General features: G+C 57.5%; 20 protein-coding genes. 13 read left to right on the top strand and 7 right to left on the bottom strand.

Annotation, left to right across the window (positions count from 1 at the left end):
• Window positions 1–139: 139 nt before the first annotated feature.
• The 5 genes from mnmE to rpmH form a co-directional block, all read right to left on the bottom strand.
• Window positions 140–1504 carry a tRNA uridine-5-carboxymethylaminomethyl(34) synthesis GTPase MnmE gene (gene mnmE / locus ACX3P5_RS19090; protein ID WP_233985736.1) on the bottom strand — a complete coding sequence of 455 codons (1365 nt, stop codon included), beginning with the start codon at window positions 1502–1504 and terminating at the stop codon, window positions 140–142.
• Window positions 1505–1595: 91 nt separating this feature from the next.
• Window positions 1596–3242 (bottom strand): membrane protein insertase YidC, encoded by a 1647-nt coding sequence (yidC, locus tag ACX3P5_RS19085; protein ID WP_094119857.1) that lies wholly within the window; start codon window positions 3240–3242, stop codon window positions 1596–1598.
• Between the two features lie 2 nt (window positions 3243–3244).
• The gene (gene yidD / locus ACX3P5_RS19080; protein ID WP_072051038.1) at window positions 3245–3502 is read right to left on the bottom strand and encodes a membrane protein insertion efficiency factor YidD; all 258 of its coding nucleotides are present in this window, start codon (window positions 3500–3502) and stop codon (window positions 3245–3247) included.
• Window positions 3466–3825, bottom strand: a complete 360-nt coding sequence (gene rnpA / locus ACX3P5_RS19075) for a ribonuclease P protein component (RefSeq protein ID WP_008926396.1) — start codon at window positions 3823–3825, stop codon at window positions 3466–3468. The genes yidD and rnpA overlap by 37 nt, the downstream gene beginning before the upstream one ends.
• A 14-nt stretch (window positions 3826–3839) precedes the next feature.
• Window positions 3840–3980 carry a 50S ribosomal protein L34 gene (gene rpmH, locus ACX3P5_RS19070; protein ID WP_003849659.1) on the bottom strand — a complete coding sequence of 47 codons (141 nt, stop codon included), beginning with the start codon at window positions 3978–3980 and terminating at the stop codon, window positions 3840–3842.
• Window positions 3981–4576: 596 nt separating this feature from the next.
• On the opposite strand from rpmH, the gene dnaA reads away from it, so the two are divergent.
• The 12 genes from dnaA to ACX3P5_RS19010 all read left to right on the top strand — a co-directional run bounded on the left by dnaA (window position 4577) and on the right by ACX3P5_RS19010 (window position 18614).
• On the top strand, window positions 4577–5989 hold the full coding sequence (gene dnaA / locus ACX3P5_RS19065; RefSeq protein ID WP_031375181.1) for a chromosomal replication initiator protein DnaA: 1413 nt from the start codon (window positions 4577–4579) through the stop codon (window positions 5987–5989).
• A gap of 4 nt (window positions 5990–5993) precedes the next feature.
• A complete protein-coding gene (gene dnaN, locus ACX3P5_RS19060) occupies window positions 5994–7094 on the top strand; it encodes a DNA polymerase III subunit beta (RefSeq protein WP_233985737.1) in 1101 nt (366 codons plus the stop codon).
• Window positions 7095–7323: 229 nt separating this feature from the next.
• Window positions 7324–8409 carry a DNA replication/repair protein RecF gene (recF, locus tag ACX3P5_RS19055; RefSeq protein ID WP_458969117.1) on the top strand — a complete coding sequence of 362 codons (1086 nt, stop codon included), beginning with the start codon at window positions 7324–7326 and terminating at the stop codon, window positions 8407–8409.
• An 18-nt stretch (window positions 8410–8427) separates the two neighbouring features.
• Window positions 8428–10836: a DNA topoisomerase (ATP-hydrolyzing) subunit B gene (gene gyrB, locus ACX3P5_RS19050; RefSeq protein ID WP_233985739.1), complete on the top strand. Its 2409-nt coding sequence runs from the start codon at window positions 8428–8430 to the stop codon at window positions 10834–10836.
• Window positions 10837–11030: 194 nt separating this feature from the next.
• On the top strand, window positions 11031–11510 hold the full coding sequence (locus ACX3P5_RS19045; RefSeq protein WP_336757005.1) for a YhcH/YjgK/YiaL family protein: 480 nt from the start codon (window positions 11031–11033) through the stop codon (window positions 11508–11510).
• Between the two features lie 100 nt (window positions 11511–11610).
• Window positions 11611–12420 (top strand): sugar-phosphatase, encoded by an 810-nt coding sequence (gene yidA, locus ACX3P5_RS19040; protein ID WP_094119852.1) that lies wholly within the window; start codon window positions 11611–11613, stop codon window positions 12418–12420.
• A gap of 131 nt (window positions 12421–12551) precedes the next feature.
• The gene (locus tag ACX3P5_RS19035) at window positions 12552–13250 is read left to right on the top strand and encodes a FadR/GntR family transcriptional regulator (protein ID WP_233985742.1); all 699 of its coding nucleotides are present in this window, start codon (window positions 12552–12554) and stop codon (window positions 13248–13250) included.
• Window positions 13247–14122 carry a 2-dehydro-3-deoxygalactonokinase gene (locus tag ACX3P5_RS19030; RefSeq protein WP_458969116.1) on the top strand — a complete coding sequence of 292 codons (876 nt, stop codon included), beginning with the start codon at window positions 13247–13249 and terminating at the stop codon, window positions 14120–14122. The genes ACX3P5_RS19035 and ACX3P5_RS19030 overlap by 4 nt, the downstream gene beginning before the upstream one ends.
• Entirely contained in the window at window positions 14106–14723 is a 618-nt protein-coding gene (locus ACX3P5_RS19025; protein WP_458969115.1) for a 2-dehydro-3-deoxy-6-phosphogalactonate aldolase, read from the top strand. The genes ACX3P5_RS19030 and ACX3P5_RS19025 overlap by 17 nt, the downstream gene beginning before the upstream one ends.
• Window positions 14720–15868: a galactonate dehydratase gene (dgoD, locus tag ACX3P5_RS19020; protein ID WP_336757009.1), complete on the top strand. Its 1149-nt coding sequence runs from the start codon at window positions 14720–14722 to the stop codon at window positions 15866–15868. The genes ACX3P5_RS19025 and dgoD overlap by 4 nt, the downstream gene beginning before the upstream one ends.
• A 113-nt stretch (window positions 15869–15981) precedes the next feature.
• Complete coding sequence (locus ACX3P5_RS19015) at window positions 15982–17304, top strand: MFS transporter (RefSeq protein ID WP_233985746.1); 1323 nt, start codon at window positions 15982–15984, stop codon at window positions 17302–17304.
• A gap of 47 nt (window positions 17305–17351) precedes the next feature.
• Window positions 17352–18614, top strand: coding sequence for a DUF3748 domain-containing protein (locus ACX3P5_RS19010; RefSeq protein WP_458969114.1), 1263 nt, complete (start codon window positions 17352–17354; stop codon window positions 18612–18614).
• On the opposite strand, the gene ACX3P5_RS19005 is transcribed toward ACX3P5_RS19010, so the two are convergent.
• Window positions 18586–18957, bottom strand: coding sequence for a YceK/YidQ family lipoprotein (locus tag ACX3P5_RS19005; RefSeq protein ID WP_233985748.1), 372 nt, complete (start codon window positions 18955–18957; stop codon window positions 18586–18588). The two genes, ACX3P5_RS19010 and ACX3P5_RS19005, sit on opposite strands and share 29 nt — an antisense overlap.
• A 290-nt stretch (window positions 18958–19247) precedes the next feature.
• On the opposite strand from ACX3P5_RS19005, the gene ibpA reads away from it, so the two are divergent.
• Window positions 19248–19664 carry a small heat shock chaperone IbpA gene (gene ibpA, locus ACX3P5_RS19000; protein ID WP_046289498.1) on the top strand — a complete coding sequence of 139 codons (417 nt, stop codon included), beginning with the start codon at window positions 19248–19250 and terminating at the stop codon, window positions 19662–19664.
• A gap of 45 nt (window positions 19665–19709) precedes the next feature.
• Here the strand turns inward: ibpA and ACX3P5_RS18995 are convergent, their stop codons facing one another.
• Window positions 19710–20621 (bottom strand): EamA family transporter, encoded by a 912-nt coding sequence (locus ACX3P5_RS18995; protein WP_233985749.1) that lies wholly within the window; start codon window positions 20619–20621, stop codon window positions 19710–19712.
• Between the last annotated feature and the right edge of the window lie 3 nt (window positions 20622–20624).

Here is a 20624-nt window from a genome sequence, read left to right as displayed (position 1 = left end):
CGGCAATGCCGGGCCGCCGCAAAATAACATATCAGCAAGAATCACCGCAGGCAGGATGCAAAAGGATGGCGGTGGCGTGATTAGCGAGAGGAAGGATCAGGCCCGACGGCGGGAGGCCGTCGGGCCGGCAAATCAGCGGTTATTTACCGATACAGAAGCTGGAGAAGATGCGGCCCAGCAGATCGTCAGAGGTGAACTCGCCGGTAATCTCGCTTAGCGCCTGCTGTGCAAGACGAAGCTCTTCTGCCAGTAACTCACCGGCCCAGGCACCCAGCAGCTGCGCTTTGCCCTGAAGTAAGTGAGTCGCCGCTAACTCCAGCGCCTGCAGATGACGACGACGCGCCAGGAAGCCGCCTTCCATATTGCCGGCGAAACCCATGCTCTGCTTGAGATGGTCACGCAGTTGATCCACGCCCGCGCTGGTCCGGGCCGACAGCCGAATCAGTGAGTGACCATTTACTTCAGTCAGCCCGAGAGGTTCGCCAGTGACATCCGCTTTATTCCGCACCACGGTAATCGGCAGTTCAGGCGGCAGACGTGAGACAAAATCGGGCCAGATGGCGGCGGCTTCGGTGGCGTCGGTGGTGGTGCCATCGACCATAAACAGCACGCGATCGGCCTGCTCGATCTCCTGCCAGGCGCGCTCAATGCCGATGCGTTCCACTTCGTCGCTGGCCTCACGCAGACCGGCGGTATCAATGATATGCAGCGGCATGCCATCGATATGAATATGCTCGCGCAGAACGTCGCGCGTGGTGCCGGCAATGTCGGTGACGATCGCCGCATCCCGGCCCGCCAGCGCATTCAGCAGGCTCGATTTGCCCGCGTTAGGCCGTCCCGCAATCACCACTTTCATGCCTTCGCGCAGCAGGCTGCCCTGACGCGCCTCAGCCCGCACGCCATCCAGATCGGCCATCACCGCATTCAGCTGCGCTTCGATTTTGCCGTCAGAGAGGAAATCGATCTCCTCGTCCGGGAAGTCGATGGCGGCTTCAACGTAGATGCGCAGATGAGTCAGCGCTTCCACCAGTTGATTGACGCGGGTAGAGAAGACGCCCTGCAGCGAATTGACCGCCGAACGGGCCGCCTGCTCTGAGCTGGCATCAATCAGATCGGCTATCGCCTCGGCCTGCGCCAGATCGAGCTTATCGTTGAGAAAGGCGCGCTCAGAAAACTCACCAGGCTGGGCGATGCGTACGCCGGGCAGCGCCACGATGCGCTTCAGCAACAGATCGAGGATCACCGGGCCGCCGTGGCCCTGCAGCTCCAGCACATCTTCACCGGTAAACGAGTTTGGCCCCGGAAACCACAGCGCAATACCCTGATCCAGCACGCTGCCGTCGGCATCGGTGAACGGCAGATAGTCGGCATAGCGTGGCTTAGGCAGTTTGCCCAGCAGCTGCTGCGCCACCTCGGCGGCTCGTGCGCCAGAGACGCGCAAAATGCCGACGCCGCCGCGTCCGGGGGGCGTGGCCTGGGCAACAATAGTATCGCTGTGGCTCATAAATTCTCTCTCGCTACAAAAAACAAAGGCGGTCGCTTTGACCGCCTGAGGATAGACCGTTTAGGGCGGGATCGCTCCCGCTTTACATCGCTTAGGCTTTCTTCTTGTCGCGGCTATGCAGACCGCGTTTTTCCAGGCCGCGATAAATCAGCTGCTGCTGGAGAATGGTCACCAGGTTGCTGACGATGTAGTACAGCACCAGACCTGACGGGAACCACAGGAAGAACACGGTGAAAATCACCGGCATGTAAGTCATGATCTTCTGCTGCATCGGATCGGTCACGGTGGTCGGTGACATCTTCTGAATGAAGAACATGGTGATGCCCATCAGAATCGGCAGGATGTAGTACGGGTCCTGCGCAGAGAGGTCATGGATCCACAGCACAAACGGCGCGTGACGCAGTTCTACCGAACCTGACAGCATGTAATAGAGCGCCAGGAAGATAGGCATCTGAATCACCAGCGGCAGACAGCCACCCAGCGGATTCACCTTCTCTGCTTTATACAGCGCCATCATTTCCTGGCTCTGCTTCTGCTTGTCATCACCCAGACGCTCACGCATCGCCTGAATTTTCGGCTGCAGCATACGCATCTTGGCCATCGAGGTGTACTGCGCTTTGGTCAGCGGGTACATGATGCCGCGCACGATAAAGGTGATCACGATAATGGAGAAACCCCAGTTACCGATAAAGCTGTGGATAAATTTCAGCAGTTTGAACAGCGGCTGAGAGATAAACCACAACCAGCCGTAATCCACGGTCAGATCAAGGTGCGGCGCAATCGCTGCCATCTTGTCCTGAATTTCCGGGCCGACCCACAGAGTCGCACCGAGGTTCTGCTGTGCGCCCGCGGCAATCGTCACCGGCGCAGATTTGTAGCCAATCGCCGCCACGCCATTACCCAGGTTACTGGTATAAAGGGTGTTAGTGCCTTCGGTACGCGGAACCCATGCGGTTGCGAAGTACTGCTGCAGCATCGCCACCCAGCCGTTGCTGGTGGTGGTGCTCAGGTTCTCGTTATCGGCGATGGTGTCGAATTTGTACTTCTCATATTTCGACTCGCTGGTGGAGTACGCCGCACCACGGAAGGTATGCAGTGCAAAGTTGTTGCTGCCGGTATCACGGTGCTTAGGCAGATCAATGGTCTGCTTCAGCTGGCCAAACAGCGACACTTCCAGCGGCTGCTGGGTGGTGTTGTTGACGTGATAGTCGACGTTAACCGCATATTCGCCACGCTTGAACACGAAGGTTTTGGTGTAAACCACGCCGTTCTCAGCGGTATAAGTCATCGGCACACGCAGCTCGGACTGGCCTTCAGCCATCTCGAAGTGATCCTGCGTGGTGGTGAACAGTGGACGTGCGCCATTGTTCGGGTTGTCCGGGCCATTACGGCCGGTCAGACCACTCTGTGCCTGATAAAGGAACGATGGCGTCGTTTCAAGCAGCTGGAACGGCTGGTCGGAACCCAGTTTGTCCGGGAAAGTCAGCAGCTGTGCTTGTTCAACATCACCGCCGCGGGTGTTGATATTTAATGACAGGACATCAGTCTTAACGGTGATCGTCTGGCCCTGACCGCTGGCCGGTACACCCTGACTGGCGGCATCACCCGCTACGCTGTTTGTGTTTTGTGTGGTCTGCGTCTGCTGTGGCTGCGGAGCGTGGTCCGTCTGCCAGGCTTGCCAGATCATAAAAGACACGAACAGAAAAGCGATGAGAAAGAGATTGCGTTGCGAATCCATCGTTAATGTTCTCTGGTATCAAAGGTTTTTGGCGGCACAGGATCGTCACCACCCGGGTTCAAAGGGTGGCATTTTAATACGCGTTTTAACGTCAACCAACTGCCTTTTATCACGCCGAACCTGCGTAATGCCTCAATTCCGTATTGAGAGCAGGTCGGATGAAACCGACAGTGTGGTCCCAGTAATGGACTGATGCCGCGTTGATAGACGCGTATCAGGACGATCAGGAGCCGCGCGCCAGGCGACAGTGACGACGCCATAATTTCTCCAACGCTTCCGCCAGCATACGGTTATCCAGATCGGCAACCCCCTTCTTCGCGACCACCACGAAGTCCATCGACGGCAGTTCATGTTGACGCAGACGAAAACTTTCGCGGGTCAATCGCTTGATCCGGTTGCGTTCGTGGGCGCGTTTCACATGTTTTTTAGCGACGGTGAGACCGATGCGGGGATGCCCCAGCGCGTTAAGGCGGCCGAGAATAGTAATTTGCGGCGTGCCAGCCCGTTGTGGCTGCTGGAAGACGAAAGTGAAATGAGTGGGAGTTAACAAGCGTAACTCCCTGGGAAATGCGAGCTTACCCATCAGGGTTAGCTTTATTACTTAGAAACGGTCAGACGAGAACGGCCTTTAGCACGACGACGTGCCAGAACCTGACGACCATTTTTTGTAGCCATACGAGCACGGAAACCGTGTGAACGGTTGCGCTTCAGTACGGACGGTTGAAAAGTGCGTTTCATGGCGGTTTCTACCTAAACTTGAAAATTTTCACTGGGTGACGCGTTTCGGGCCAATAAATCGACCGACGCCTCAATGTGTCTTTAATAAAGAGGCGGGATTGTAATAATTGTACAGTCCCGAGTCAATTTACTTCGCGTGCAGCAGTACCTGAAAACACGGATACAGCCCGCTGAGTCCGGGCATTGGGCTTAACGCGACAACGCCGGGTGACGAATTATACGGGCTCCCGGTCAAAGCGCAAGGATCGCACCGGATCTTATTGCGATCAAATTGGCGGATCGTGGGGATAAAACGAGAAGTCGCCCGAAAATCTGACGCATTCAGCCAGATTCCTGCTGGTTTTTCCTGCAACTGGCGTAAACTTCTCTGCGCGTCTTTCGCCTGTGGATAAAAAGGATCAAAACTGTGTAGAAAGGGAAGATCTCTGTCTCGCTTTGCGCTATGATCCGCCCTTCCGCTGACGATCCTCCGGTGATTGCAGGATGGAAAACCGCTGATAGCGGTCGCAGGCGCTTTCTTACGTCTGTGTCAAAAATGAACGTTTCTTAGAGTAACGCCTACTATTCTTATCGAATTTGTACGAGTGGAGTCCGCCGTGTCACTTACGCTTTGGCAACAGTGTCTTGCCCGTTTGCAGGATGAGCTTCCTGCCACCGAATTCAGCATGTGGATTCGTCCACTACAGGCTGAGTTAAACGACAATACGCTTGCCTTGTATGCTCCAAATCGCTTCGTACTCGACTGGGTTCGGGACAAATACCTCAACAGCATTAACGCATTACTGAATGAATTCTGCGGGCCAAACGTACCGTTATTGCGTTTTGAAGTGGGGACACGCCCGGTTCAGCAAACGGCCGCTGTCAGCCAGCCGGTGATGGCCAGCGTGAGCGCGCCTGCTATTCCGGTACAGAGCCACATCCGTCCGGCCCCGACGCAGATCATGCGTCCAAGCTGGGATAACGTGCCGGCACCTGCTGATGTGACCTATCGCTCGAATGTGAATAACCGCCATAACTTCGATAACTTCGTTGAAGGTAAATCTAACCAGCTGGCGCGCGCGGCGGCACGTCAGGTGGCCGATAATCCAGGCGGCGCGTATAACCCGTTGTTCCTCTATGGCGGCACCGGTCTGGGGAAAACTCACCTGCTGCACGCGGTGGGTAACGGCATTATTGCGCGTAAACCCAATGCCAAAGTGGTTTACATGCACTCCGAGCGCTTCGTCCAGGACATGGTCAAGGCGCTGCAGAACAACGCGATCGAAGAGTTTAAGCGCTACTACCGTTCGGTCGATGCGCTGCTGATCGATGATATTCAGTTCTTCGCCAATAAAGAGCGCTCGCAGGAAGAGTTCTTCCACACCTTTAATGCCTTATTAGAAGGCAATCAGCAGATCATCCTGACCTCGGATCGTTATCCAAAAGAGATCAACGGGGTGGAAGATCGTCTGAAGTCACGTTTTGGCTGGGGGTTAACGGTGGCGATCGAGCCGCCTGAACTGGAAACGCGCGTGGCGATCCTGATGAAGAAAGCGGATGAGAATGACATTCGTCTGCCTGGCGAAGTGGCCTTCTTTATTGCTAAGCGGTTACGCTCCAACGTGCGTGAACTGGAAGGCGCACTGAATCGCGTGATCGCCAACGCCAACTTTACCGGTCGGGCGATCACCATCGACTTCGTGCGCGAAGCGCTGCGCGATCTGCTGGCGCTGCAGGAAAAGCTGGTCACCATTGATAATATTCAGAAGACCGTGGCTGAGTACTACAAAATTAAGGTCGCGGATCTGCTGTCCAAGCGCCGCTCGCGTTCCGTGGCGCGTCCGCGCCAGATGGCGATGGCGATGGCTAAGGAACTGACCAACCACAGCTTGCCAGAAATTGGCGATGCCTTTGGCGGTCGCGACCACACGACGGTGCTTCATGCCTGCCGCAAGATTGAGCAGCTGCGTGAAGAGAGCCACGATATTAAAGAAGATTTCTCTAATCTCATCAGAACATTATCTTCCTGACGCTATGAAATTTATTGTTGAACGTGAGCAGTTACTGAAGCCGCTGCAACAGGTAAGCGGCCCGCTAGGCGGTCGCCCGACGCTGCCGATCCTTGGAAACCTGCTGTTGCAGGTGACGGAAGGAACGCTGTTGCTGACCGGTACCGATTTAGAAATGGAGATGGTGGCGCGGGTTGCCCTGACGCAGGCGCATGAGCCTGGCGCAACCACCGTGCCGGCACGGAAATTCCTCGATATCTGTCGCGGATTGCCGGAAGGCGCGGAGATCACCCTGGCGCTGGAAGGCGATCGCATGTTAGTGCGTTCCGGCCGCAGCCGTTTCTCGCTGTCGACCCTGCCCGCCAGCGATTTCCCGAATCTCGACGACTGGCAGAGTGAAGTTGAATTTACCCTGCCGCAGGCGACGCTGAAACGGCTGATCGAAGCGACCCAGTTTTCCATGGCGCATCAGGATGTTCGCTACTACCTCAACGGGATGATGTTTGAAACCGAAGGGGAAGAGCTGCGCACCGTAGCCACCGACGGTCACCGTCTGGCGGTCTGCTCAATGCCGATCGGCCAGGCGCTGCCGAGTCATTCGGTGATTGTGCCGCGTAAAGGAGTGATTGAGCTGCTGCGTCTGCTGGATGGCGGCGATAACCCGCTGCAGGTCCAGATTGGCGGCAGCAATATCCGGGCGCACGTCGGTGACTTTATCTTCACATCGAAGCTGGTTGATGGTCGTTTCCCTGATTATCGCCGCGTATTGCCGAAGAATCCCGATAAAGCGCTGGAAGCGGGCTGCGATCTGTTGAAGCAGGCCTTTGCCCGCGCGGCGATCCTGTCGAATGAAAAATTCCGCGGCGTTCGCCTCTATATCACCGAAAATCAGCTGAAAATCACCGCCAATAACCCTGAACAGGAAGAAGCGGAAGAGATGCTGGACGTCAGCTACAACGGCACCGAACTGGAGATTGGCTTCAACGTCAGTTACGTACTGGATGTACTGAACGCACTGAAGTGCGAAAACGTTCGTCTGCTGCTAACCGACTCGGTATCGAGCGTGCAGATTGAGGATGTGGCGAGTCCGGCGGCGGCCTATGTCGTCATGCCCATGCGCTTGTAGAATATATCGGCCTGGCTTACTTGCCATTCTGATTCCGGGCAGTGCTCGTCCCTGGTCACATACTTCAGTATGCTCCCAGGGCCTGCGCGCTGGCCGGAACCAGACTGGCTGCGACGCCGACGGCCTGGTGACTGGGATACCGGGCAAACTGGCTTCGACGTTAACGCCCTGGATCGGCAGGTCAAATCCCAGGCCCAAAACTTTATTGCCCTTCACGCTGGACTGATTCATGGCTTTAACCCGCCTCCTAATCAAAGATTTTCGTAATATCGAACAGGCTGACCTGGCTTTAGCGCCCGGCTTCAATTTTCTGGTCGGCGCCAATGGCAGCGGTAAAACCAGCGTATTAGAGGCGATTTACACCCTGGGCCACGGCCGGGCGTTTCGCAGCCTGCAGGCGGGCCGCGTGATCCGTCATGATGAGGCGGCGTTTGTGCTGCATGGCCGGCTGGAAGGTAAAGAGCGGGAAATCGCTGTCGGACTGACCAAAAACCGCGCCGGCGACAGCAAAGTACGTATCGACGGCAGCGATGGCCACAAAGTAGCCGAACTGGCGCAGCTGCTGCCGATGCAGTTAATCACTCCCGAAGGGTTTACTTTGCTCAACGGTGGCCCCAAATACCGTAGAGCCTATGTCGACTGGGGCTGTTTCCATAATACGCCCGGTTTTTTCAACGCCTGGAGCAACCTGCGCCGCCTGTTAAAACAGCGCAACGCCGCGCTGCGCCAGGTGTCACGCTACAGTCAGATCCGTCCCTGGGATCAGGAGCTGGTGCCGCTGGCAGAACAGATCAGCCTGTGGCGCGCCGAATACAGTGCGGCGATTTCGGCGGAGATTACCGCCACCTGCAGCCAGTTCCTGCCTGAATTTGATCTGCGCTTTTCGTTTCAGCGCGGCTGGGATAAAGAGAGCGATTACGGCGAGTTGCTGGAACGTAACTTTGAGCGCGATCGCGCCCTGACCTATACCGCCAGCGGTCCTCATAAAGCCGATTTTCGTATTCGGGCTGAAGGGACGCCGGTGGAAGATTTACTCTCACGCGGGCAGTTAAAACTGCTGATGTGTGCATTGCGTCTGGCACAGGGCGAGTTCCTGACAAGCCAGAGCGGACGCCGCTGTGTTTACCTGATTGATGACTTTGCCTCGGAACTGGATGACAACCGTCGACGCCTGCTGGCGGAGCGGTTAAAAGCGACCCAGGCACAGGTGTTTGTCAGCGCAATTTCTGCCGAGCATGTAATCGACATGACCGATGAAAAGGGCAAGATGTTCCGCGTGGAACAGGGTAAAATAGCGGTTCAACCTGAAGATTAAAATGAGCGAGAAACGTTGATGTCGAATTCTTATGACTCCTCAAGTATCAAAGTCCTGAAGGGGCTTGATGCGGTACGCAAACGCCCGGGCATGTATATCGGCGATACCGATGACGGTACCGGTCTGCATCACATGGTATTCGAGGTCGTGGATAACGCAATCGACGAAGCGCTCGCTGGTCACTGTAGTGACATCGTGGTTACCATTCATGCGGATAACTCCGTTTCGGTGCAGGATGATGGACGCGGCATTCCAACCGGTATTCACGAAGAAGAGGGCATTTCCGCCGCTGAAGTGATCATGACCGTGCTGCATGCCGGCGGTAAGTTCGACGATAACTCCTACAAAGTCTCCGGCGGTCTGCATGGCGTCGGTGTCTCGGTGGTGAACGCCCTGTCACAGAAGCTGGAGCTGACCATTCGTCGCGAAGGCAAAGTACACCAGCAGGTCTACGTCCATGGCGTGCCGCAGGCACCGCTGTCGGTGACCGGCGAGACCGATTTGACCGGTACCCGTGTGCGCTTCTGGCCAAGCCACGAAACCTTTACCAACGTGCGCGATTTTGAGTATGACATTCTGGCGAAACGCCTGCGTGAACTCTCATTCCTCAACTCAGGCGTGTCGATTCGTCTGGAAGATAAGCGTGATGGCAAGTCTGACCATTTCCATTATGAAGGCGGCATCCGGGCGTTTGTTGAGTACCTCAACAAAAACAAAACCCCGATTCACCCAACCGTGTTCTATTTCTCTACCGAGAAAGATGGCATCGGTGTGGAAGTGGCGCTGCAGTGGAACGACGGCTTCCAGGAAAACATCTACTGCTTTACCAACAACATTCCACAGCGCGACGGCGGTACCCACCTTGCCGGTTTCCGTGCTGCGATGACCCGTACCCTGAACGCCTACATGGATAAAGAGGGTTACAGCAAGAAAGCCAAAGTCAGCGCCACCGGTGACGATGCGCGTGAAGGCCTGATCGCCGTGGTTTCGGTAAAAGTACCGGACCCCAAATTCTCTTCACAGACCAAAGATAAACTGGTCTCGTCTGAGGTGAAATCGGCGGTTGAGCAGCAGATGAACGAACTGCTGGCGGAGTATCTGCTGGAAAACCCGTCAGACGCCAAAATCGTGGTCGGCAAAATCATCGACGCTGCCCGTGCGCGTGAAGCCGCGCGTCGTGCGCGTGAAATGACCCGTCGTAAAGGCGCGCTGGACCTGGCGGGTCTGCCAGGCAAACTGGCTGATTGCCAGGAGCGCGACCCGGCGTTGTCAGAAATTTACCTGGTGGAGGGTGACTCCGCTGGCGGCTCGGCTAAACAGGGCCGTAACCGTAAGAACCAGGCGATTCTGCCGCTGAAAGGTAAGATCCTCAACGTTGAGAAAGCGCGCTTCGACAAAATGCTCGCCTCGCAGGAAGTGGCTACGCTGATCACCGCGCTCGGTTGCGGCATTGGTCGCGATGAGTACAACCCGGACAAGCTGCGCTATCACAGCATCATCATCATGACCGATGCCGATGTCGATGGTTCGCACATCCGTACGCTGCTGCTGACCTTCTTCTATCGTCAGATGCCGGAAATTATTGAGCGCGGCCACGTTTATATCGCGCAGCCGCCGCTGTATAAAGTGAAGAAAGGCAAGCAGGAGCAGTACATCAAAGATGATGACGCGATGGATCAATACCAGATCGCTATCGCGCTTGATGGTGCCACGCTGCACACCAATGCCAGCGCCCCGGCGCTGGCCGGTGAGCCGCTGGAGACGCTGGTCTCTGACTTCAACAGCACCCAGAAGATGATCAAGCGTATGGAACGCCGTTATCCGCTGGCCCTGCTGCGCGCGCTGATTTATCACGATACGCTGAGCGATCTGAGCAATGAAGCGGAAGTAACCGGCTGGCTGAACAGTCTGGTGAGCTACCTCACCGAGCGCGAAGCGCACGGCAGCACCTACCTGGCGCAGGTGCGTGAAAACCGCGAGCTGAACCTGTTCGAACCGGTGCTGCGCGTCCGTACCCACGGTGTGGATACCGACTATCCGCTGGAAGCCGATTTCATTCAGGGCCCTGAGTACCGCAAAATCTGCGGCCTCGGCGGCAAGCTGCGTGGACTGCTGGAAGAGGATGCTTACATTGAACGTGGCGAGCGTCGTCAACCGGTGGCCAGCTTCGAGCAGGCGATTGAGTGGCTGGTTAAAGAGTCTCGTCGTGGCCTCTCAGTACAGCGCTACAAAGGTCTGGGCGAGATGAACCCGGAGCAGCTGTGGGAAACCACCATGGACCCGGATAGCCGTCGTATGCTGCGCGTGACCATTAAAGATGCGATTGGCGCTGACCAGCTGTTTACTACCCTGATGGGCGATGCGGTTGAACCGCGCCGCGCCTTCATCGAAGAGAATGCGCTGAAAGCCGCCAACATCGATATCTAATCGGCTGCTGACGTAACAGGCCATCACGCGAGTGATGGCTTTTTTTTTGCGCAGCCGTCTGAAAACCACGGCGATTGCCCCATGTTGCCTGCAGGCTGCGATCGCGATCACTTTTTAGCCTGCGCCCCTCTCTTACTCTTGTCTCTCTTTGCGCCTCTGTGGCGCACTATTCTGTTCTGACAGGGAGTTAAACCATGATTATTTGCGATCGTCGCGACTGGGCCAGAGAACGTCATGCCTTTCATCCGGTGGTTGACCAGGCGATAAGCTGGATTGCTGAGACCGATTTCAGCCAGCTCGAAACCGGCAAATATGCCATTCTGCCCGACGATAAAATGTTCTGTCTGGTGCAGGAGATGATGACCGAGCCGGCCAGTGCGCGTAAGGCTGAGTCCCATTTTAGCTACATCGATATCCAGTATCTGCTTGAAGGCACTGAAAATATCGGTGTGGCCCGGGCGCATCCGGATCAGCAGGTGACCGAAGATTTTGCCCAGCAGCGCGACGTGGTTTTTTATCAGCAGACGCTGAACGAATCGATGATCACCCTGACGCCCGGTATGTTTGCGCTGTTTTTCCCGCACGACGTGCATCGTCCCTGCTGCGCGCCCGCCGAACCGGCCCGCATCCGAAAAGCCGTGATTAAAATCCACCGCGATCTCTTTACCGGCTAAGCTCCGGGTGTCAGTCATTTGTCATCGCTTGCCACTAAACTGGTCAATGTGAGCTGAATCGCGCTAGCATTGAGTAAAACCCAGACGCAACGAGGACCCTATGGCTATTAAATTGATCGCTATCGACATGGATGGCACCCTGCTTAATCCGCAACACGAAATCACGCCGGGCGTGAAATCCGCCCTGGATCGCGCCCGCCAGCAAGGGGTTTCGATTGTACTGACCACCGGCCGGCCGTTTGTCGGTATCCAGCGCTATCTGATGGAGCTGGATATGCAGACGCCGGGGCAGTATGCGATCAGTAACAACGGTGCGCTGGTCCATCAGGCCGAAGACGGTGAATGCGTGGCGGAAGTGACGCTGACCTTTGACGACTATCTCTACATTGAGCAGCTGGCGCGTGAGCTGGGCGTACATTTCCAGGCCTTCGACAAATCTCACCTCTATACGCCGAACAAAGACATCAGTGAATACACCATCCACGAAGCGAGCCTGACCGGGATTCCGGTGCGCTACCGCGCCGTTGACGAGATGGATCGCGCCACCCGTTTTCCCAAACTGATGATGATCGATCGCCCTGCTCTGCTGGACGCGGCGATTGCCCGTCTGCCTGAACAGGCGCGCCAGACCTACACCATCCTGAAGAGTGCGCCTTACTACCTCGAAATTCTTGATCGCCGGGTTAACAAAGGCCAGGGCGTAAAAATGCTGGCGGAGAAACTTGGGCTGAAGCAGGAAGAAGTGATGGCGATTGGCGATCAGGAAAACGATCTGGCGATGATTGAGTATGCCGGCACCGGAGTAGCGATGGGTAATGCCATTGATTCGGTTAAGAAAATCGCCCAGTTCGTGACCAAAACCAATATGGAAGATGGCGTCGCACACGCGATTGAAGAGCTGGTACTGTAAATCGTCCGTTTTGTTGCTGACAGGCTACAGCGCAACAGATTGTCTGTTTTGTGATCAGGATTGTAGTACAACCTTGATAGGTGGTACTACAATTTTTGCTCAGGCATGGGCCGGGCAAAGGAACACAGACAGTGGAAAAGCAGGATGTCAGCAAAACCGATCGGATTCTTTTAACGCTGGGCGAAGAGATTGTCTCCGGCCAGTTTGCGGCAGGCCAGCCGTTGCCCGCCGAGGCGGACCTGTGCGAACGGTTCGCTACCTCCCGTAATATCATCCGCGAAGTCTATCGCTCCCTGACCGCGAAACGCCTGATTGAAATTAAGCGTTACCGCGGCGCCTTTGTCACTCCGCATCAGCAGTGGAACTTCCTCGACAGCGACGTGCTGCAATGGTCGTTAAAGCACAATCACGACCCGAAGCTCATCGCCGCGATGAACGATGTGCGGGTGCTGGTCGAGCCACAGCTGGCGCGCTGGTCAGCCGAACGCGCGACCTCACAGGATTTAGCCGGTATCGAGCAGGCGCTCAACGATATGATCGCCTGGCACGACGATCGTGATGCCTTTAACGAGGCCGATATGCGCTACCACGAGGCGCTGCTGGCCTCTGTGCACAATCCCATTCTGCAACAGCTCAGCATCGCGCTGGTTCAGCTACAGAAAGCAGTGTTTGCCCGCACCTACCGCGCCGATCGCGACAACATGCCGCAAACCCTGCGTGAACATCAGAACCTGTTCGATGCCATTCGTCATCAGGATGCTGACGCCGCAGAAGCGGCGGCACGCGCCATGATCGCCAGTTCAACCCAACGCCTGAAGGAGATCGTGTGAGTCACTATATCGCGCTTGACTGGGGCTCGACCAACCTGCGCGCCTGGTATTACCGCGACGGAGAGTGTCTGGATAGCCGACAATCTGAATCAGGCGTGACGCGCTTAAACGGCCGCAGCCACCAGCAGGTATTTGACGAAATCACTCAGCACTGGCCGGTGGATGCGGTGCCGGTAGTGATGGCGGGCATGGTGGGCAGCAACGCCGGCTGGCTGCCCGCGCCTTATCTTTCCTGCCCACAGGCGCTGGACACCCTCGCGGCGCAGCTGACCGTGGCCGGTGAAAAGCGCTGGATCGTGCCGGGATTAAGCGTCAGCCGCCGCGATAATCACAACGTGATGCGCGGTGAAGAGACCCAGCTGCTGGGGGCGCAAACGCTGGCACCGGCGGAACTGATCGTGATGCCCGGCACCCATTCCAAATGGGTGCAATGTGAAGGACGTTACGTCACCGATTTCCGCACTCTGATGACCGGCGAACTGCATCATCTGCTGCTGAACCACGCCCTGATCGGCGCCGGTTTACCGCCACAGCAGCCGGATGCGGCGGCCTTTCAGCGCGGGCTGGAAACCGGCATCAACGATCTGTCCCTGCTGGCGCGACTGTTTGAAGTGCGGGCGCAGCATCTGCTGGGCGCGCTGGCCCCCGAGTCGGTCAGCGATTTTCTCTCCGGTTTACTGATCGGCCATGAAGTCGCCAGCCAGCAGGTGTCCCCGACGCTGAGCGGTCCGGTGACGCTGATTGCCAGCGAGTCGCTGGCCCGGCGTTATCAGGCGGCGTTTGCCCTGCTGGATATCCCGCTGCAATGGCTGGAGGGCGATCGCGCCTTCCAGCATGGAATAAGGAGAATTATTGATGACCTTACCCTTTAGCCTGCCGCTGATTGCCATTCTGCGCGGCATCAGGCCGGACGAAGCCGAAGCACACATCAGCGCCCTGATTGAGGCGGGTTTTGACGCGATTGAAGTGCCGCTCAACTCACCCGACTGGCAACAGACCCTGCCGCAGATGGTGCGTCAGTTTGGCGATCGGGCGCTGATCGGTGCCGGAACGGTGCTGAATGTCGCTCAGGTCAATGCCGTCGCGGCAGCGGGCGGCCGCCTGATTGTGACGCCGAATACCGATGCAGAGGTGATCGCCGGGGCGGTCAGACAGCAGATCTGGACGGCGATCGGCTGTGCCACCGCCAGTGAAGCCTTCACCGCGCTGAACGCCGGTGCGCAGGCACTGAAAATTTTCCCGGCCTCGGCCTTTGGTCCGGCCTATATCAGGGCGATCAAAGCCGTGTTGCCGCCGGAAGTACCGCTGTTCGCCGTCGGCGGAGTAACGCCTGAAAACCTGGCGGACTATCTGGCGGTCGGCTGCGTCGGTGCCGGACTGGGCAGCGATTTGTACCGCGCCGGTCAGCCGCTGTCGCGCACTGTAGAAAAAGCCCAGGCTTTTGTTGCTGCTTATAAGGACGCCGTACGATGAAAATTACTAAACTCACCACTTATCGCCTGCCGCCGCGCTGGATGTTCCTGAAGATTGAAACCGATGAGGGCGTATGCGGCTGGGGCGAGCCGGTGATTGAAGGCCGGGCGCGCAGCGTCGAAGCGGCGGTACAGGAACTGGGTGATTATCTGATCGGCCAGGACCCGGCGCGCATTAACGACTTGTGGCAGGTGATGTACCGGGGCGGTTTCTATCGCGGCGGCCCGATCCTGATGAGCGCCATCGCCGGTATCGATCAGGCGTTGTGGGATATCAAAGGCAAAACGCTGGGCGTGCCGGTCTGGCAGCTGCTCGGCGGGCAGGTACGTGACCGGATGAAGGCCTATAGCTGGGTGGGCGGCGATCGTCCCGCCGAGGTGATTGCCGGTATTGAAACGCTGCGCGCCATCGGCATCGACACCTTCAAGCTCAACGGCTGCGCCGAGATGAGCCTGATCGATAACAGCCGTGCGGTGGATGAGGCGGTTAATACCGTGGCGCAAATCCGCGAAGTGTTCGGTAACCAGATTGAGTTTGGTCTCGATTTTCATGGCCGGGTCAGTGCGCCGATGGCGAAAATATTGATCAAAGAGCTGGAGCCTTATCGTCCGCTGTTTATTGAAGAGCCGGTGCTGGCCGAACAGGCGGAATACTATCCGCGTCTTGCCGCGCAAACCCACCTTCCGATTGCCGCTGGCGAACGCATGTACTCCCGCTTCGAGTTTAAGCGGGTGCTGGCAGCGGGCGGACTGGCCATCGTGCAGCCCGATCTTTCCCATGCTGGCGGCATCACGGAATGCGTAAAAATTGCGGCGATGGCGGAAGCGTATGACGTCGGGCTGGCGCCTCACTGCCCGCTCGGTCCGCTGGCGCTGGCCGCCTGTCTGCAGGTTGATTTCGTTTCGCATAACGCCGTATTCCAGGAACAGAGCATGGGCATTCACTATAATCAGGGCGCAGAACTGCTTGATTACGTAGTGAATAAAGCGGATTTCGCCATGCACACGGGCAGCTTTGCCCCACTGATGAAGCCGGGTCTCGGAGTCGAGATCGATGAAGCGCTGGTGATCGAACGCAGCCGCGACGCACCTGACTGGCGCAACCCGGTGTGGCGGCACGCCGATGGCGCCGTTGCCGAATGGTAACCTTCGCCGCTTTACCGTAGTCGCCACCCGCTTCACCCCATAATAAGAAACACTCGCCAGGTCCCGCGTGATGCGGGATCCGGGTCCGCTATACCCTACGTGAGGATCTCCCGATGAGTGAACATCTGCATCTGAGTACCGTGAAAAAAATGAACCGGCGCATCATGCCGTTTATCATGCTGCTCTATCTGATTGCCTATATCGACCGTGCCAATATTTCCGTCGCCGCGCTCCAGATGAATGCCGATCTGGCGATGACCGCCGAGATGTACGGCATCGCCGCCGGTATTTTTTACGTCACCTACATCATCTTCGAAGTGCCGAGTAACGTGCTGCTGACGCGGGTGGGCGCACGGCGCTGGATCGCCCGCATCATGGTGAGCTGGGGCATCATCGCCGCCGGCATGAGCCTGGTCCAGACGCCCACCCAGCTTTATGTGATGCGCTTTCTGCTCGGAGCGGCAGAAGCGGGCTTTACGCCCGGCATTATCTTCTATCTCTCCTGCTGGTATCCGCGCAGCGATCGCGCACGCGCCATGTCGATGTTCTATATCGGTGCGGCGCTGGCGTCGGTGATTGGCCTGCCGCTCTCCGGCAGCCTGCTGAACATGCACGGGATGTTAGGCGTGGAGGGCTGGCGCTGGCTGTTCCTGCTGGAAGGCATTCCCGCTTTCTTCCTTGGGATTGTGACCTGGTTTTATCTCGACGATTCACCGGCCAAAGCACGCTGGCTCTCCGGCGAGCAGCGTAGCTGGCTGCAACAGACCATTGAACGTGACGAGAAACATTCTGCGATTCACCACCATAACTGGCGGGTGGCGCTGAAAAGTGGCCGCGTCTGGGCGCTCAGCCTGCTGTGGCTGTTGCAGGCGTTTGGCACCATCGGCGTCACGCTGTTCCTGCCGCTGATCGTCAAGGGCGTGGCGGAGGAGCGCAGTAACCTGATGGTCAGCCTGCTGTCGGCGGTACCGTTCCTGTTTGCCTGTCTGTTTATGTATTTTAACGGCCGGCATTCCGACAAAACCGGCGAACGCGCGCGCCATCTGGGATTGCCGCTGATTGCCGCGGGCCTGCTGTTGCTGGGCGCGATGGCGGTCTCGCAGCAGTGGCTGGCCTATGGCCTGCTGGTACTGATGGTGGGTCTTAACTGGGCAATCACGCCGGTCTTCTGGGCGGTCACCACCGAAACCATCTCCGGCGTCGCCGGGGCCGCCTCTATCGCCCTGATCAATGCCGTGGCGAACATCGCCGGCCTCGGTTTTCCGCCGATCATGGGCCGCATTAAAGATGCCACCCACAGTTACCATGATGGTTTGCTGATTGTGGCGGGCGCGCTGGTACTGGGTGGCCTGCTGGGTCTGCTGCTGGGACGAAAAAAAACCGTCGAGGGTGAGGAACGGGTAATCAATGAGGTGAAATCGAAGCTGCATCTTTAGCCCGTTTGGCGTAGCGTGTGGGGCAACATTTTTATCAGGTTGCCCCCATGCGCGAAAAACAGATCACCTTTGCAGCCCGCCAGCATCAGCTTACCAATATCAATGTCTGGACCGCCGACAGCCAGTGGCTGGCGTTTGATCTCCGTCCGTCCGGCGCGTCGTTTACCAGCCAGACCATTGAGCGGGTCAATGTCATGACCGGTGAGGTGGAGGTGCTCTATCAGGCGCAGCACGGTGCGCATGTCGGTGTGGTTACCGTCAGCCCCGATCTGCCGCCGCGCTATGTCTGCATTCACGGGCCGGAACATCCCGACGCCACCTGGCACTATGACTTTCACCATCGGCGTGGGGTGATCGTTCAGAACGGTGAGGCGGTCAACCTGGATGCCTGCGATATCACGCCCCCTTTCACGCCCGGCGCACTGCGCGGCGGATCGCACGTCCATGTCTTCAGTCCGGATGGATCGCGCCTCAGCTTTACCTACAACGATCATGTGATGCATGAATGGGATAGCCATCAGGATTTGCGTAACGTCGGCATCGCTGTGCCGCTGGGCGCGGTCAGGCCGGTGAAGCAGCATCCGCGCGAATATGAAGGCAGCTATTTTTGCCTGCTGGTCAGCTCGACCCATCCGCAGCCTCTTCCCGGCAGCGACCAGATTAATCGCGCTTATGAAGAGTGCTGGGTTGGCGATCGCGGTTATCAGAAACCCGACGGCAGCTGGCAGCGCTGGGCCATCGCCTTTATTGGTGACACGCTGAACGCGCAGGGAGAAAAGCGGCCGGAGGTGTTTATTGTCGATCTGCCGGCGGCGCTGGAGGATTACGCCCGGGCGGGCGACGCGCCGCTGGAGGGCAGTGAGCGGCAGCTTCCTGCACCGCCGGCTGGCGTGCAGCAGCGTCGCCTGACGGTCAGCAACGGGCTGGCGCTGCAACCGCGCCACTGGCTGCGCGCCGCGCCGGACGGCAGCCAGATCGCTTTTCTGATGGCGGACCGGCAGCAGGTGATCCAGCTGTGGAGCGTGTCGCCCAACGGCGGGGAACCGCGCCAGATCACCCGGCTGAGCCACAGCATTCAGTCGGCGTTTAGCTGGCACCCCAGCGGTGAGGCGATTGCTTTTGTCTGCGATAACAGCGTGATGCGATGTGAGATCGCCGATGGACAGTGCCAGCGGCTGACCGACAGAACGGAAGCGGCTCCGTCGGGCGACGCAGTGGTCTGGTCACCCGATGGACGTCAGATTGCTTATATGCGAGAGGTAAACGGCTGGCGGCAGCTGTTTACGGTTGCGGCGACGGCGGCTGCATAGTCGGCAGCGGCTGGGCCTGTGCCAGATGTTCCTGGGTATGCGCCAGCTTCTCGCTTTTCAATACCCGTTCACGCGGAGAATCGATCGATCTGTCACTGTCGTTGCGATAGTAGTCCCACGGCAGCAGCAAGGTATCCAGCACAGCGGAGAAAGGCAGATCGATCAGCGCCAGCGGTTTCAGTGCCCAGCTGGTGTCGTCATCCACCAGCAGGTCGGCGCTGGCGCGCGTGCCAGGATAGTAGCCCTGACTGGCACCGGTATGTGACATGACGCTGGAGCAACCGCTTGCCGCAACGGCGCAGCAGACGACACCCGCCAGCGGTAAAGTTTTCATCAAATTCATTATTATCATCCCTTCAGCCCCGGCAGAAGCCTGACTGAGTTGGCTTGCCAGACAACGTCATCGCTCTGGGGCAATGTCCGTTCTGGTCCGGCAAAGGTAGTCCTGAGTGTATGTCATTTCCTCAATTTGGCGAAAAAAATTGCGTTTTTCCCCCTTGAAATCTGACGTCCGGCACCCATTTTTAGATTACGGACGCACTCACCGTTGCCGCAAGGGACAGTGAGGTGCCGTATACAGCCTGTCCCGTAGTGGAAGGTTGCCAAAACTTGCTGAAACTCAGGAGTCTTAATATGCGTAATTTTGATCTCTCTCCACTTTATCGTTCTGCCATCGGCTTTGACCGCCTGTTTAACCTGCTCGAAGCGAACCAAAACCAGAGCAACGGCGGCTATCCTCCGTACAACGTCGAGTTGGTCGATGAAAACCACTATCGCATCACCATCGCGGTAGCCGGTTTCTCTCAGAGCGAACTGGAGATCACCGCCCACGATAACGTGCTGATCGTGCGGGGCGCCCATCCGGAAGAGCAGACCGAGCGTAAATACCTGTATCAGGGTATCGCCGAACGTAATTTCGAGCGTAAATTCCAGCTGGCCGACCATATCGTGGTACGTGATGCCCGCCTGGAAAACGGTCTGTTAAGCATCGATCTTGAACGCCTGGTCCCGGAAGAAGCGAAACCACGCCGTATTGAGATTCTGAAATAATCGATGAAAAGAATAAACGCCGCGTCAGCGGCGTTTTTTTTGCCTTCAGGATTGGGTTCGCATCGCTAAACGCTGGCCCACTACCCCGCCAAATACGTTCACCAGCAGTCCGAAGATAATCACCGTCGCACCCAGCATCTGCTGTCCCGACAGGTGCTCATCCAGCACCAGCACGGCGGTTACGATCCCCACCACCGGCACCAGCAGCGACAGCGGCGCGACGCGCCAGGTTTCATAGCGGCTGAGTAAATTTCCCCAGATCGCATAGCCCATAATGGTGGCGACAAACGCCAGATAGAATAGCGCCAGCACCGTCTGTAGCCCGATATGCAGCAGGCTGTTGAGGATAGCGGCCTGGCCGTCGAACAGCAGCGAGCAGGCAAAGAAAGGGACGATCGGCACCAGCGCGCTCCACACCACCAGCGACATGATCGGCACCTGGCGGTTGCGCATAATGATCTTGTTGGTGATGTTGCCCAGTCCCCACGACAGCGCCGCCGCCAGCGTCAGCATCATCGTCGTCAGGGTGATGCCAGCGGTGGTCTGGCCCGCCATACCGGCCGTGGCCAGCATAAACATCCCCAGCGTGGCGATAATAATCCCGGCGATGTGATTCCAGCGCAGCTTCTCCGCCAGCAGCAATGCGCCCAGCAGCAGCGTAAAGAACGCCTGCGCCTGCAGCACCAGCGATGCCAGGCCGGCGGGCATTCCCAGCTTAATCGCCAGAAACAGAAACGCGAACTGACCAAAACTGATGGTCATGCCGTAGACCACCAGCCAGCGCAGCGGAATAGGCGGACGGCGCACAAAGAAGATGGCGGGAAACGCCACCAGGCTGAAGCGCAGCCCGGCCAGCAAAAAAGGCGGCATCCCCTGTAGTCCCAGCTTAATCACTACAAAATTGACGCCCCACGCCACCACCACGCACAGCGCTAACAGCATATCTTTTACCGACATCAG

The organism is Pantoea sp. S-LA4, assembly GCF_054482835.1.
Note: the sequence above shows the minus strand (reverse complement) of the source record. Positions and strands in the feature narration are given on the sequence as shown.

Bases quoted from the DNA above. Each gene is read 5' to 3' on its own strand.
- mnmE (WP_233985736.1), bottom strand. From the start codon at position 1,504: ATGAGCCACAGCGATACTATTGTTGCCCAGGCCACGCCCCCCGGACGC.
- yidC (WP_094119857.1), bottom strand. From the start codon at position 3,242: ATGGATTCGCAACGCAATCTCTTTCTCATCGCTTTTCTGTTCGTGTCT.
- yidD (WP_072051038.1), bottom strand. From the start codon at position 3,502: ATGGCGTCGTCACTGTCGCCTGGCGCGCGGCTCCTGATCGTCCTGATA.
- rnpA (WP_008926396.1), bottom strand. From the start codon at position 3,825: ATGGGTAAGCTCGCATTTCCCAGGGAGTTACGCTTGTTAACTCCCACT.
- rpmH (WP_003849659.1), bottom strand. From the start codon at position 3,980: ATGAAACGCACTTTTCAACCGTCCGTACTGAAGCGCAACCGTTCACAC.
- dnaN (WP_233985737.1), top strand. From the start codon at position 5,994: ATGAAATTTATTGTTGAACGTGAGCAGTTACTGAAGCCGCTGCAACAG.
- recF (WP_458969117.1), top strand. From the start codon at position 7,324: ATGGCTTTAACCCGCCTCCTAATCAAAGATTTTCGTAATATCGAACAG.
- gyrB (WP_233985739.1), top strand. From the start codon at position 8,428: ATGTCGAATTCTTATGACTCCTCAAGTATCAAAGTCCTGAAGGGGCTT.
- ACX3P5_RS19045 (WP_336757005.1), top strand. From the start codon at position 11,031: ATGATTATTTGCGATCGTCGCGACTGGGCCAGAGAACGTCATGCCTTT.
- yidA (WP_094119852.1), top strand. From the start codon at position 11,611: ATGGCTATTAAATTGATCGCTATCGACATGGATGGCACCCTGCTTAAT.
- ACX3P5_RS19025 (WP_458969115.1), top strand. From the start codon at position 14,106: ATGACCTTACCCTTTAGCCTGCCGCTGATTGCCATTCTGCGCGGCATC.
- dgoD (WP_336757009.1), top strand. From the start codon at position 14,720: ATGAAAATTACTAAACTCACCACTTATCGCCTGCCGCCGCGCTGGATG.
- ACX3P5_RS19015 (WP_233985746.1), top strand. From the start codon at position 15,982: ATGAGTGAACATCTGCATCTGAGTACCGTGAAAAAAATGAACCGGCGC.
- ACX3P5_RS19010 (WP_458969114.1), top strand. From the start codon at position 17,352: ATGCGCGAAAAACAGATCACCTTTGCAGCCCGCCAGCATCAGCTTACC.
- ACX3P5_RS19005 (WP_233985748.1), bottom strand. From the start codon at position 18,957: ATGAATTTGATGAAAACTTTACCGCTGGCGGGTGTCGTCTGCTGCGCC.
- ibpA (WP_046289498.1), top strand. From the start codon at position 19,248: ATGCGTAATTTTGATCTCTCTCCACTTTATCGTTCTGCCATCGGCTTT.
- ACX3P5_RS18995 (WP_233985749.1), bottom strand. From the start codon at position 20,621: ATGTCGGTAAAAGATATGCTGTTAGCGCTGTGCGTGGTGGTGGCGTGG.